The organism is Luteolibacter rhizosphaerae, from assembly GCF_025950095.1.
GTDB classification, from domain to species: Bacteria; Verrucomicrobiota; Verrucomicrobiia; order Verrucomicrobiales; family Akkermansiaceae; genus Haloferula; species Haloferula rhizosphaerae.
Window position 1 is genome coordinate 33,954 of sequence record NZ_JAPDDR010000004.1, and the last position, 13,045, is coordinate 46,998.

The 13,045-nt window shown below is 64.0% G+C and carries 9 protein-coding genes; 6 read left to right on the top strand and 3 right to left on the bottom strand.

The window, feature by feature from the left end; genetic code table 11:
* The first annotated feature begins 43 nt into the window (after positions 1–43).
* Positions 44–1,111 (top strand): beta-N-acetylhexosaminidase, encoded by a 1,068-nt coding sequence (gene nagZ / locus OJ996_RS08350; protein ID WP_264513088.1) that lies wholly within the window; start codon positions 44–46, stop codon positions 1,109–1,111.
* A 154-nt stretch (positions 1,112–1,265) separates the two neighbouring features.
* Positions 1,266–3,797, top strand: a complete 2,532-nt coding sequence (locus tag OJ996_RS08355; protein WP_264513089.1) for a DNA topoisomerase 3 — start codon at positions 1,266–1,268, stop codon at positions 3,795–3,797.
* 100 nt (positions 3,798–3,897) lie between these two features.
* Here the strand turns inward: OJ996_RS08355 and OJ996_RS08360 are convergent, their stop codons facing one another.
* Both OJ996_RS08360 and OJ996_RS08365 read right to left on the bottom strand, forming a co-directional pair.
* Positions 3,898–5,442, bottom strand: a complete 1,545-nt coding sequence (locus OJ996_RS08360) for a nitrilase-related carbon-nitrogen hydrolase (protein ID WP_264513090.1) — start codon at positions 5,440–5,442, stop codon at positions 3,898–3,900.
* 151 nt (positions 5,443–5,593) lie between these two features.
* On the bottom strand, positions 5,594–9,169 hold the full coding sequence (locus OJ996_RS08365) for a PVC-type heme-binding CxxCH protein (RefSeq protein WP_264513091.1): 3,576 nt from the start codon (positions 9,167–9,169) through the stop codon (positions 5,594–5,596).
* A gap of 113 nt (positions 9,170–9,282) precedes the next feature.
* Here OJ996_RS08365 and OJ996_RS08370 point away from each other — a divergent pair, with 113 nt between their 5' ends.
* From OJ996_RS08370 to OJ996_RS08385, 4 genes are all read left to right on the top strand, one after another.
* On the top strand, positions 9,283–10,047 hold the full coding sequence (locus OJ996_RS08370) for an AraC family transcriptional regulator (protein WP_264513092.1): 765 nt from the start codon (positions 9,283–9,285) through the stop codon (positions 10,045–10,047).
* Between the two features lie 19 nt (positions 10,048–10,066).
* On the top strand, positions 10,067–10,438 hold the full coding sequence (locus tag OJ996_RS08375) for a hypothetical protein (RefSeq protein WP_264513093.1): 372 nt from the start codon (positions 10,067–10,069) through the stop codon (positions 10,436–10,438).
* Positions 10,439–10,507: 69 nt separating this feature from the next.
* Positions 10,508–11,311, top strand: a complete 804-nt coding sequence (locus OJ996_RS08380) for a protein-disulfide reductase DsbD domain-containing protein (RefSeq protein ID WP_264513094.1) — start codon at positions 10,508–10,510, stop codon at positions 11,309–11,311.
* A gap of 76 nt (positions 11,312–11,387) precedes the next feature.
* Positions 11,388–11,996: a redoxin family protein gene (locus tag OJ996_RS08385; RefSeq protein WP_264513095.1), complete on the top strand. Its 609-nt coding sequence runs from the start codon at positions 11,388–11,390 to the stop codon at positions 11,994–11,996.
* A 127-nt stretch (positions 11,997–12,123) separates the two neighbouring features.
* Here the strand turns inward: OJ996_RS08385 and OJ996_RS08390 are convergent, their stop codons facing one another.
* Positions 12,124–13,032, bottom strand: a complete 909-nt coding sequence (locus OJ996_RS08390; RefSeq protein WP_264513096.1) for a M56 family metallopeptidase — start codon at positions 13,030–13,032, stop codon at positions 12,124–12,126.
* Positions 13,033–13,045 lie beyond the last annotated feature (13 nt).

Here is a 13,045-nt window from a genome sequence, read left to right on the forward strand (position 1 = left end):
CTTTCCCGTTTGCTAGCGGCCTTCGGGCATTCATGCTCGGTCCGTGAACGGTCAACTGCTCCTGCTCGGCATTCGCGGTCCGGAACTCGCTCCGGACGAAGCGGCGCTCTTCCGCAAGCTCAAGCCGGCGGGTTATATTCTTTTCGGACGGAATATCACCAGCGCGGCACAGACCCGGAAACTGACCGATGATCTGCGGGACCTGAGCTATGAGGACCCGATCCTCGCCATCGATCAGGAGGGCGGGCGCGTGACCCGCACGAAGGAGATCGCACCGGTGATCCCTTCCGCGAATGCCTTCGCGGCGAAGGGGGATGTGAATCTCAGCGCCCGCGGCGGCGTGTTGACCGGTGACCAGCTCCGCCTGCTCGGCTTCAATCTCGATTTCGCCCCGGTCCTCGACCTCGATTATCATCCCGGGGTCCAGAATGCCCTGCGCGGCCGCTGCTGGGGTCGCGACCCGCAGAAAGTCATCGACCATGCCGGAAGCTGGAACCGCTGGATGCGCAAGCGCGGCATCCTCTCCTGCGCCAAGCACTTCCCCGCCTGCGGTCGGGCGCTCTCCGACCCGCACTTCGACCTGCCGGTGAGCGATGCCACCATCCCGGATCTGTTAAAGGAGGACGTGATTCCCTACACCGCGCTGATGCCGGAGCTGGACGGCGTGATGCTGGCCCACGTGCTTTTTCCCGCCATCGACCCGGACCGCCCGGCCTCCCTCTCGCGGCGGATCGTGACCGGCTTCCTGCGCGAGCAACTCGGCTTCGACAAACACCTCGTCCTTACCGACGACCTCGACATGGGTGCCATTGCCGACCGCTACCATTATAATAGCGACGTGGTGGCCGCCATCGAGGCGGGCAATGACTTGGCCATGATCTGCCATAAGACCGAGCGGGCGGAAGCCGCGGCCATCGAGCTGGGCAAGCTGCCGGGCCGGATCACCGAGGATGCGGAGAAGCGGATCGCCCGCTTCCGGAAGAAGCTGCAGGGTCCCCTGAAATGGTCCGAGGCCGCGTGGGAAAAGCTCTGCGGGGAGATCGCGGAACTTGCCGAGAAGGTGCCCGAACCGGGGATCGCGGCGGCGGGTTCGCCGGTGGCCGATTACTAAGGTTTCCCGTGCCAATCCGGCCGCCGCCTCGTTGGTTTCCGGGACAGGGTGAAAAAATCATCCCCTACGGGGATCGTCGACTCCGACCCGGAATCCCCTTGCCAAGCAACCGCCCCCCCGTCTAGTCCCTCGGCCGGAGACCGCCAGCCAATCCATGGGAAAAACCCTGATCATCGCCGAGAAACCGAGTGTCATGACCGACCTTAGCCGGGCATTGGCCAAGGCTTTGGGCAAATTCGACAAGGAGGGATCGGGGCGTGACACGTGGTTCGAGAACGATCAGGCAATTATCACCTCCGCCGTCGGTCACCTGGTGGAGCTGCGCATGCCGACCGGCCCGAACGGCAAGAAGCTGCCGTGGAATTTCGAGGTTCTGCCCGCGATTCCGGAGCGCTTCGAACTCGATCCGATCCCGGATTCCGAGACCCGCCTCAAGCAGGTGCTGAAGCTCGCGAAGCGCAAGGACGTGGATAATATCGTCAATGCCTGCGACGCCGGTCGCGAGGGGGAACTGATTTTCCGTTATATCATGGACATCGGCGGCGTCACCAAGCCGGTGAAGCGCCTCTGGATGCAGTCCATGACCAATCAGGCGATCATGGATGCCTGGGACCGCCTCCGCTCCGACGAGGAGATGCGCCCGCTGGCCGATGCCGCGAAGTGCCGCTCCGAATCCGACTGGCTGGTAGGCCTGAATGCGACCCGCGCCCTGACTTGTTTCCGCTCGCGCCACGGTGGCTTCAATATCACCGCGGCCGGTCGCGTGCAGACGCCGACCTTGGCGATCCTGGCGGCCCGGGAGGCGGAGATCCAAGCCTTCCAGTCGAGCCCCTATTTTGAAGTGCATGCCACCTTCGGCGTGGCGGCGGGCGAATACGCCGGTCGCTGGATCGACGAGGCGTGGAAGAAGGACGAGTCGAACCCCCATGGCCGCCAGGAGCGGATTTGGGACCAGTCGCTCGCGGAGGCGATCAAGGCCCGCTGCGAGGGCAAGCCGGGCACGGTCTCCGAGGAGACCAAAGCCCAATCCCAGATCGTGCCGCAGCTCTACGACCTGACCACGCTCCAGCGCGATGCGCCCTTCACCGCGAAGGGGACCCTAGCGATCGCCCAGGCGCTGTATGAGAAGCACAAGATGATCACCTATCCCCGTACCGACTCCCGCTACCTGCCGGAGGATTACGGGGACACCGTGCGCGACACGCTGCGGGACATCGCCAGCTCCGACCTCAGCGTGGCCGGTTACGCCCGTGCGGTGTTGGAGGGCAAGAACGAGAACGGCCCGCGCTTCTCGAAGTCGAAGCGCGTCTTCGACTCGAAGAAGGTTTCCGACCACTTTGCCATCATCCCGACCGGCAAGATCGCCAAACTCAGCGATACCGAGGAGAAGCTCTACGACATGATCGTGAAGCGCTTCATCGCGGTGTTCTTCCCGAACGCGGAGTATGAGCAAACCACGCGCCTGACCCGCATCACCACCGCAGAGGCCACGGATACCTTCCGCACCGATGGCCGCGTGCTGATCAAGCCCGGCTGGCTGGAAGTCTATGGCCGCCGTCCCGGTGTCGCCTCCGGCAAGGATGAGCTCACCGCGGTTTCTCCCGGCGAGAAGGCGGATACCAAGGAGATCGAAGTCCGCCACGAGCAGACCAAGCCGCCCGCCCGCTTCACCGAGTCCACCCTGCTTTCCGCGATGGAAGGTGCTGGCAAGCTGATCGATGACGAGGCCCTGCGCGAAGCGATGTCCGAGCGCGGCTTGGGCACCCCCGCCACCCGTGCCGCCACCATCGAAGGTCTCATCGCCCAGAAATACATCGTCCGCGATGGCCGGGATTTGCACGTCACGCCGAATGGCATGCGCCTGATCCATATCCTGAAGGAGATGGAGATCGTGGGCCTGACCTCGCCCGGCATGACCGGCGAATGGGAGTTCAAGCTTCGTCAGATGGAGCACGGCCAACTCCAGCGCGAGGTCTTCATGCAGCAGATCGAGGACTACACGCGCGACATCGTGAAGCGCGCGAAGTCCCTCGCCGCGGAGATCAAGAGCCGTGCTTTCCCGGACCTTCAGGCCGTATGTCCGAAGTGCGGGGCCCAGAACCTCAAGCAGACGGACGACACCTACGAGTGCCGGAATCCGGAGTGCAACTTCAAGACGAAGAAGTATATCGCGGGACGCCCCTTGAGCGAGGAGGAGGCCAAGGAGCTTTTCAGCAAGCGCTTTGTCGGTCCGTTGACAGGCTTCAAGTCGAAGTTCAACAAGCCTTTCGATGCGGGCTTGGAATTGGACGACAAGTTCAAGGTCAACTTCGTCTTCGAGGGTAAGGAGGACAAGGTCGTCGAACTCACCGAGGAGATGGTGCTCGGTACCGTGACTCTACGTGACGGCCGTACCGTGAAAGTCTACGGCACCGAGAAGGCCTACATGGTCCCGGACCTGAAGACCAAGAGCGACCCCGACGGCCTGCGCCTCGGCCGCGAGATTCTCCGTGCGGAGATTCCGCAGGACCAGGCCTTCAAGCTGCTCTCGGAAGGGAAGACGGATCTCATCAAAGGCTTCGTCTCGAATCGCACCAAGCGCCCCTTCGATGCGCATCTCCTCCTCGACCCCGCGAAGGGTAAGGTGGAGTTCGAATTCCCCGAACGCCCGCCACGGGCCAAGAAGGGCGCGAAGACGGAGGGCTAGTAAGGAGCAGCGACCTTACTGTCGCTGGCGCCGGTCGGGTGAAGCTGTTCTTGTGGTCGGCCGTCAGGGACCGTTCCGGGGACAGTTAGGTCCCCGCTCCTTATCCCACGACCGGCCTGCCTGCCTTCATGCGGCGGAAGTCATCCACCAGGAGGAACAGCGCCAGCGCTGCCGTCAGCCCCAGGCAGGGCCAGACCAGCCAGCGATCCAGCGGCCTGCGTCCCTTCCCGGAGGGGGTCACCTGACCGTGGATGACCTCGCCCTGCCCCGGCATGCTCGTCTCCGCGAGGAGCCGTCCGTTCGGCAGCGCGATCCGCGAGTAGCCGGAACTTGCGAGGCGGAAGAGGGGAACGCCATATTCCGCCGCACGCACCGCCGCGAGCTGCGCGCTCAGGGTGTGGGCTCGTTCGCCCCATGACTTGAGATCCATCGCGGGGATCACCAGCAGCTCCGCTTCCTTGCGGATCAGCCCGTCCATCACGCGGGCGTAGTTCATGTCATAGCAGATCGCGATGCCGACTTTGGCCTCCGGCGAATCCCACACCCGCTGCCGCCGTGCGGGCAGCCCGTCGTTCATGAACTGGATCGGCACGCTCTTGGCCTGCTTGTGGATCACCTTTCCCTCCGGTCCGATGACGTAGGTCATGTTGTAGACCTCCTCCTCCATGTGCTTTCCGCGGATCGTCTCGATGCCGCCCACCAGCACGTGCGCGGCATTCCGGTGGCACCACTCGAGCAGCTCCAAGGGCGGGGGAGCCTGGTAGGTGTATTCGCTCAGCACGAAGAAATGGGCACCGGGTGCCTTGGCGCGGGCGGCATCCAGATCCGCGATCACTTCGTCCGGAAATGGTTCCTCCCGCTGCACCCCCGCGACGAGCACCGACCCTTCCGGGCCTCCCGGCGCCTTCGCGTGCGGCAGCCCCATCAGGCCGAAAGGCAGCACCGCGGGCAGCACCCACTTGATCGGTCCGCGCGAGGTATCCGCCACCCAGGCAGCCGCATAAACCAGCAGCGCGCCCATGCCATACACGCCCAACCAATGGAAGGCGCCGGCATAAGTCTCCGCCGGCATCGCGAAGCCTGGCGTGAGCCAGGCAAACTTCAGCGGCCACACCTCGCAGCGCGCGAACTCGAAACCCATCCACAGCACCGGTGCCGCCACCACGCCCCACTCCCGCCCGAAGCGGCGCTCCACCAGCTTTCCCACCGCCACGAAGGCCGCGAACCAGATCGCCAGCAAGAACCACAGCGCGAACGCCGGCGGCCCGAAGATCCGGAAAAAGAACGCCAGTTGCGGTGCCATGATCCCGATGCCCACCAGCAGGCCACCGTAGAAGGCCCGCCGCACCGTCGCCGCACGCCTCAGCCGCAGCAGGAAGACGAGCGAGAGCATCACCAGCCAGCCCGCCGCCTGCGGCAGGAACAGTGCTGCTTGGAACAATCCCGCGGAGAGCAGCACCTCCACCGTCCACTGCCGCCACGAACTCCCGCGGCGGATCTCCACCGCTTCGACAACCGGGTCGGGGGCCTGTTCCGCTACAGGCACGATGCTGTTCTGGCAGGACTTCGCCCGATGCCAAGACTCCCGGCAACCCGCCGCGCCTTTTGTGCCGCGCCGCACATAACGCTCCTTCACTCTGGACACGGAGCGACCGTAGCCGTCATCGACCGAATCCCATTCTTGCCAACCGTCTGGATCGCAATGTGCCACGCGTCAGAGGTCTCAGACCCCCGAGGCGTGGCACCGCGTTCAATATAGGACGCACTTTTCGGGCAGGCGTCCGGCCCGGCATATCTCAGTGGCCCAGCTCGGCCGCCGTCCACGGGGTGGTGCGGTCCTTGTATTTGGCCCGGATTTCCTTCACCTGAGCCGGGGTCACCGGCGCGGCATCGTTCGACCAGCTCTGGCGGACGAAGGTCAGCACGTCCGAGATCTTCTGGTCATCAAGGTCCACGTGGGGCGGCATGATGCTGTTGAACTCCTTGCCTGCGACCTTCACCGGGCCTTGCAGGCCGCCGATGACGACACGGATCGGCACGCTCGGGTCACCGGTGGCCCACTCGGAGCCATCCAGCGGCGGGAAGGCGGCAGGAACGCCCTGGCCTTCCGGCTGGTGGCAGGCGATGCAGGTCAGCCCGTAGACCGCCTTGCCGCGCTCGTGCACCTCGGAGTCCGGCTTGAACTTCTTCTCCTTCGCTGCCACCGGGGCAGCGGGCTTGGCGTTCATCTCGGCCAGCAGCTTCTTGGCATAAGCCGTGTCGATCTTGGCCAGCTCGTCGGCGAGGGCCTGCTTGGCCGCGGCATCCGCCGTGGTGGCGAAGCGGGAAGCCACCTGCCCGACCATGCCAGTGATGCCGGAGCCTCCCGGGATCTCGGTGAGCGAGACGTCATCGAAGTAAGCCGTGCCGGTGGCACCGCCGTAGCCGCCGAAGAGGCAGTGGATCAGCAGTTCGCTGCGGTCGCCGGAATCCACCTCGGTGGAAACCTGCGTCCAATCCGTCGTGCCCTTCACGCCGTTCGTGCGCTCACCACCGTGGATGTTGAGCAGTGCGCCCGGACCGTTGCCCGCAGCCTTGAGATCCTTCGTCTTGATCCAAGCGGAGAGCTTGTAGCGCGTGCGCTTCTTCACCGGGATGGTGACAGCTGCACCGTTGTCCGAGTTCTGCGCGGAGGAGATGGCCAGGCAGGTGCTGCCCTCGCGGCCTTCCGGAGAAACACTGAGCTTCACGCCATTGCGATCGCCGCCGTAGAAGCGGTGGTCGGTCCAGCTCCCCGGCTTGCCACCGCTTACTTCGGAGAAGTCGGGATTCGGCATCAGGTTCGGCATCACCTTGTCGGCTTCGGAGCCACCCAGACCGGCTGCCGCCGCGGCCAGCAGCACGCCTGCGGCCTGGCGGTTCGCGGCGATCTGCCAGCCATCCTTGAGAGTCGTGTCGCTGCTGATCTTGGCGTCTTCCGCTTGCAGCAGGGCGAAGAGCGCCTTGCCGTAGGCCGGATCGGACTCGCCGCGGGACATCGCGACCAGCGCTTCCGCCAGATCACGCGGATCCTGCACGCGGATTTTGTTGTCCGCCACGAAGGTGTCGCGCAGTTGCTGCGGAGCGGCGCAGGTGATCGCGGCGCGGATGGTCGCACGCACGTTCGAGGTCAGGGCGGAAGTCACCGAGGCTTCATCCAGCGCGCCCAGTCCGGCCAGCGCGTAAACGGCGTGTGCGGCATCGCGACCGCCGGAGCTCACCAGCGCGGCCAGCTTCGGCGCATAGGCCCCCTTGTTGCCGCTCTCCACGATCAGGCGCTGCGCGTGCAGGCGCCAGAAGAGGTTCGGGTGATTCAGCGCGGCGATCAGCGTGTCGCCCTTTGCCGGGTCGAGGCCCGGGTTGCTGTCGTCCGGCGTGCCCTTCGGATAGATGCGGTAGACGCGGCCGAAGTGATCGTTGCGCAGCGGGGTCTCGTAGGCGTTGCCCTTGCCGTTCTTCGCATCCAGACCGGAGGACTGTTTGCTCGGTGTCGGGTTGTGCTGGATGATCAGGTTGTACCAATCGCAGACCCACACGGCGCCGTCCGGACCCGTCTCGGCGCAGACCGGGCCGGACCAGGCATCGGCGCTGTTGTAGAGGTTGTTGAAGAGCTGGGTGGCCTTGTAGCCCGCGCCCTCGCGCTCGACGTGGAAGACGCCCACCAGCTTGCCGGTGCCTTCGGTCACGAAGGCCGTCTTCTCGCGCCAGGCGGCGGGGAAGCGCTCGGAGGTGTAGAAGGCATGACCCGCGCCCGCGGTGTAGCGGTCGAACTGGTCCACCTGGCGGATGTCCATCGAGCTCGGGTTGAAGATCGGATTGTCATCCGCAGCCGGGGTGCGGGGACCGCGCAGGCCGGCGGCCTCGTAGTCCGAGCGATGGTGCGTGAGGTAGAAGGACGGGTTGCCGTTGGCAGTCGATCCCATCACGTCGAAGTCGGAGGTGGTGCCGAAGCCCCAGGTGTTGTTCGTGCTGTTCTGCAGGAACTCCAGCTTCGAGGCATCCGGCTTAAAGCGGAAGACGCCCGTGGAGAACTCGTGCTGCTGGCCGCCCACCGTGCCCTTGAAGCCGGAGTAGCCGATCGTGGCGTAGATCCAGTTGTCGTGGCCATAACGGAGGTTCGACACGCCGGCATGGGTGTCGCCCATGTTGAAGCCGCTGAAGAGCACTTCGCGCACGTCAGCCTTGTCGTCGCCGTTGGTATCTTTCAGGAACAGCATCTCGCTGCCATTGGTGCAGATCACGCCGCCGTTGGCGAAGACCAGCGAGGTCGGGATCGAAAGCTTGTCCGCGAAGGTGGTGAACTTGTCGGCCTGGCCGTCCTTGTTCGTGTCCTCCGCGACGATGATCTTGTCGTTGCCCAGATTACCCGCGTGCAGGTTGTTCGGGTAGTCCACGGTCTGGATAATGAAGGCGCGGCCCTTGTGGTCCCAGTTCACGAAGATCGGGTTCACGATGTCCGGCTCGGCGGCGAAGAGCGAGAGCTCGAAGCCCACCGGTACCTGCGCCAGCTTCATCGACTCTTCCGGGGAGATCGGCTTCTGCGCCTTGGTGATCAGCTCGCGCTTCAGGTAGCCCGGCAGCTCCACCTTTTCCTCCTCCAGCTTCGGCAGCTTCAGGTTCTGCAGCAGCTTGTATTTCTCCGGCCCCACGCCCCAGAAGATCGCGTTGCGGATGAACTCGTTGAACTCCGGCAGATCCCACACCCGGTGGTCGTGTCCGGCGGCGGTGTAGAAGACGCGGCCCTTGCCCTGCTCGCGCACCCAGCTCCAAGGTTCCTGATCGCGCTTCTCCAGGATCACGCGGTCGTCACCGTGGTTGTCATGCACGTAGGTTTCGTCCCATGCCTCGAAGCCTTTGTAGCCGCGCATGATCGGGTGGCTCCGGTTCACGTTGGTCACGCGGAAGACCCCGCCTTGGTGCTCCTTGAAGCGGCCGCCCACCAGCTTGATGAATTCCGGCGAACCGCCGTAGCAGGCGGAGGCGCAGTGGATCGGCAGGAAGGCACCGCCGTTGTTCACGTAATCGGTCAGGGACTTGAGCTGATCCGCGGGCATGGGGCCGTTCTGCTCCCAGTTCGCGTACATCAGCACCGCATCGTACTTCGCCAGGGTCTCCGGGTTGAAGGTTTCAGCCGGATCCTCCATGTAGGTGAAGTCGATCCCCTCGACGCCGAGGTGCTTCTTGATGGCACGGTAGCGGGTGACCGGATCGTGGTGGGGGCCGTTCTTGGTGGGGGCACCGAAGAACAGGACTTCAAGCCGCCGGGCTTCCGGTTTCGGCATGATCAATGGCTTGGCTAGCAGCGCCCCGAGGGCGAGTAGCGGCAGCAGCAGGGATAAGCGGAGCGCTTGCATGAATTTGGAGCTTGGACGATTGGGTTGGGGCTTTCAACCTGCCGTATCGTCACGTGCTTTCAAGCTGACGCGGAATAGAGAAGATCGCTTGTAGGATTGCGGGAAACACTTGTATGTTTCCGCCAGTGGACACTCCGCAGCACCTCCGCAAATGGATGGAAGAACTGCCTCCCGGGCAATTCCGCCACCTCTTCGATCACCTCCCCGGCACCCTCTTCTTCGCCAAGGACCGCGACGGGCGCCTGGTGGCAGGAAACCCCGCTTTCGTGAAACGCTGCGGCTACCAGCGGGAGGACCAGATCGTCGGCCTCACCGACAAGCAGATCTTTCCCCCGCGGATGGCGGACAAGTTCCACCGCGACGACGAAAGGATCTTCACCACCCGCCAGCCGCTGCTCGGGCTGATCGAGCTGTTTCCGAATGCGCAGGGGCGCCCGGAGTGGTTCATCACCGACAAGCTCCCGCTCTTCGACAAGCACGGGAATGTTTGCGGGCTCTGCGGCACCGTGCGCTCCTATGAGGAACAGCGCGCCGCGATCCAGCCCTACCTCGAACTCGCCGAGGTGGCGGAGCACCTGAAGGCGAACTTCCGCGAGCGCCTCGAAGTCTCCGAGCTCGCTGAGATCGCGGGTCTGTCCGTGCGCCAGTTCGAGCGCAAGTTCCGCAAGACCTTCCAGACCACCCCGCGCAGCTACTTGATGCGCATGCGCGTGATCAAAGCCTGTGAACTACTTGCCGGCACCAACCTGCCGATCACCGAGGTGGCCTTGGAATCGGGCTTCTACGATCACAGCGATTTCTCCCGCCAGTTCCGCAAGCACATGGGCCAGGCGCCCACCGCCTACCGTCGCGAGAAGAGGACCGGCGGGAAGCGGTAGGAGACGCAGGAGTCACGACATGAGTCCCAAGCTTCACTATCTTCTGAAGTGCATCGTTGTGGTCCTGATTCTCGTTGTCGGTTGGAAGGGTCTGTTTGCCGTCGACGGTTCTGCCTGTCCGCCAGCGCACCTAAAAACTTTGGCCGAGTTCGAGACGTGGTTGGGTGAGAGGAAAACCGATAGGGGGACCTTCGATCACGAGGGGACTCGCTACACGATCCTGATGGGGAAACCCGCGAGGGCGCTGGCCTCCGGCCCTGCTGCTTATATCTTCGATCCGTCTGATGATCTTGTCGATTGGACCCCGGACATGGGCGACTTCCGCACAGTGAAGCATGGCGTCGATCTCAGCAGTCGGAATGTGAAATTCATGGATCCGGTTGGCCCTTAGCGGTAGGGCGACGATGCATCCCGGGAATACCATTGGCGTCCCGCGGCTCTCTTGTCTTAAATGGCTGTGATGAAATTCTCGATCTTGATGGCGGCGGGCATTCCGCTGGTATCCCCGTTGATGGCAGCAGGGGTGAAATCCGGACACGCGGAGGCGGAGCTGCTCGTCAATACGGCAGGCTACAAGCCGGGCCAGCCGCTGACCCTCGGCATCCAACTGAAGGTGGAGCAGGGCTGGCACAGCTATTGGGTGAACCCGGGCGTGGGCGGCATGCCGCTCAAGGTCACTTGGACATTGCCGGAAGGGTGGCAGGCTGAAGAGCTGCGCCAGCCGATCCCGAAGCGCTTCATGACCGGCGATCTCCCGGGCTTCGGCTACGAGGGCACGGCGCTTTTCCTGGCGAATGTGACGCCGCCTGCCTCCGCGCAAGGCGAGGTGGAGCTGAAGGCGAAGGTGTCCTGGCTGACCTGCAACGACAGCGCCTGCGTTCCGGGCGATGCCGAGCTTTCCGTGAAACTTCCGGTGGGGGAGGGCAAGCCGGGTGGCGATGTCGCGGCGATCTTCCAAGCCGAGAAGAAAGTGCCGGTGAAAATGGAAGGCGCCGAACTGATCGTGGAGGAAGCGGGCGACACACTGACCCTGCGGGTCATCGCCCCGAATACCTTCAATCTGCAGGGTAGCACCGTGTTCCCGGCCACGCCGGAGGTGGTGGACCCCGCCGCGCCGATTGTCTTCAAGCGCGCGAAGACCGAGTGGATCGCCACGGTCAAAAAGAATGAATATGCGGAGGGGTCTCCGGCTCTACTCGATATCGTGCTCTTCGGCGGCATGCTGGAGAAGCCGTACATCGTGTCGTGGCAGGCGAAAAAGTGACCGGATTTCCGTTGGACAAACCGCATCACCTCTCGACGGTCATCGACGACCAGTAATCCCCACCCATCAAAGAAACATGAAGCAAAACACATTCCTCGGTGCCGTGATCGGTGCCATGATTTGCAGCGCCACCGCTTGGGCCGCCGAGCCGGGCGATGCGGCTCCCGCATTCACGGTGAAGAACGTGAAGGGTGAAGAAGTGACCCTCGCCAAGCAAAAGGGCAAGGTCGTCGTGCTCGAGTGGGTGAACTACGAGTGCCCCTTCGTGAAGAAGCACTACGGCAGCGGCAACCTGCCGAAGCTTCAGGAAAAGTACACCGGCAAGGACGTCGTCTGGATCACCGTGGCCTCGGGTGCGGAGGGCGAGCAGGGCTACCTGCCCGCCGGTGAACTCGCCGCCCGCTCCGAAAAGGAAGGCAACAAGGCCAGCGAGATCGTGCTGGATACCGATGGCAAGGTGGGCAAGGCCTATGGTGCCAAGACCACTCCGCAACTCATCGTGATCGATAAGGAAGGCAAGGTCGCCTACAACGGCGCGATCGACTCCAAGGCTACCACCGAAGCCGCCGATATCGCCTCCGCCGATAGCTACATCTCCGCCGCGCTCGACTCCGTGCTCGCCGGCAAGACCGTGGACAAGGCCAAGACCCAGCCCTACGGCTGCGGCGTGAAGTACGCGAAGTAAGTTTTTCTTCGCGAACGAACGATCGATTTGAACAAAAGCCCCGGGAGCAATCCCGGGGTTTTTCGTTTTCTTCGCCCCGTTGGCGATCGTGATTCACAATCCCGTCCGCGTCATCCGCGGTTTCACCTCACTCTGCCGGAAATGGATCCGCCTCCAAGCGCGTGCGGATCTCCTCGATCGGTACGACCGGGCGGGGAGGGGGATCGGCACGGCGCAGCACGACCAGACCGAGCGCGGTGAGCAGGGTAAGCACGATCAAGGTGCCGACCGCCCAGCGCGGGCTGGTGGGCACCGTGGAAAACATGCGCCTCACCCGCGCTTCCAGGCCGCTTTGGTGCGCCATCGCCAGTGCTGTAGCCGGTGAAGGTCTCGCGGCAGCGAGATCGCAGAGCACGTTCGCATAGCGGTTCGCAGGCATGCCCTCGGCTAGCAGGGCCTCGTCGCAGGCGAATTCGCATTGCTCGCCCAGACGCCCGGCCATCCACCAGACGAGTGGATTGAACCAATGAAGCGTGCAGGCGGCGGAAGCGATCGCGCGGAGCAGCGGATCGCGGCGCTGATGGTGCTTCATCTCGTGCGCCAGCACCGCCTCCTGCGTTTCCGTGCTCCACGAGTGCCAGTCTTCCGGCACGAAGATCACCGGCTTGAAGATCCCGGCCGCTACCGGGCCCGGATGCTCCTTGAGCAAGCGCACGTCCGCGATCAGTTCGCCCGCCTCACGCACGCCGATACGCTCGGAGTTCCGGCGCCAGCGGTTCAGCACGACGAGAGCGGCGAGCAGTCGCAGAGAAGCCAGCGCCACTCCGATTCCCCAAGCCCATGGCAGCCACTTCCACAGAGTCTGGGGGACCGCCATCCCGCTTTCGGGGGCATGCGGGAAGATCTGCCACTTCGGCAGGAAGAACAGCAGCGGGAAGACCAGCAGGAGGGCCAGCGCCAGGAAGGTCAGCCACGGATCCTTTGCCTGATCGCGCCGACCCGCCCACCACACGGCGGCGGCGGCTATCAGGGAAAAGGCGATGGCGGGCAAGAGCATGGCTTCCGGCGTC

Excerpts from the sequence above, each read along its gene's own strand:
- OJ996_RS08385 (WP_264513095.1), top strand. The coding sequence starts at position 11,388 with ATGAAGCAAAACACATTCCTCGGTGCCGTGATCGGTGCCATGATTTGC.
- OJ996_RS08380 (WP_264513094.1), top strand. The coding sequence starts at position 10,508 with ATGAAATTCTCGATCTTGATGGCGGCGGGCATTCCGCTGGTATCCCCG.
- OJ996_RS08375 (WP_264513093.1), top strand. The coding sequence starts at position 10,067 with ATGAGTCCCAAGCTTCACTATCTTCTGAAGTGCATCGTTGTGGTCCTG.
- OJ996_RS08370 (WP_264513092.1), top strand. The coding sequence starts at position 9,283 with ATGTTTCCGCCAGTGGACACTCCGCAGCACCTCCGCAAATGGATGGAA.
- OJ996_RS08390 (WP_264513096.1), bottom strand. The coding sequence starts at position 13,032 with ATGCTCTTGCCCGCCATCGCCTTTTCCCTGATAGCCGCCGCCGCCGTG.
- OJ996_RS08355 (WP_264513089.1), top strand. The coding sequence starts at position 1,266 with ATGGGAAAAACCCTGATCATCGCCGAGAAACCGAGTGTCATGACCGAC.
- OJ996_RS08365 (WP_264513091.1), bottom strand. The coding sequence starts at position 9,169 with ATGCAAGCGCTCCGCTTATCCCTGCTGCTGCCGCTACTCGCCCTCGGG.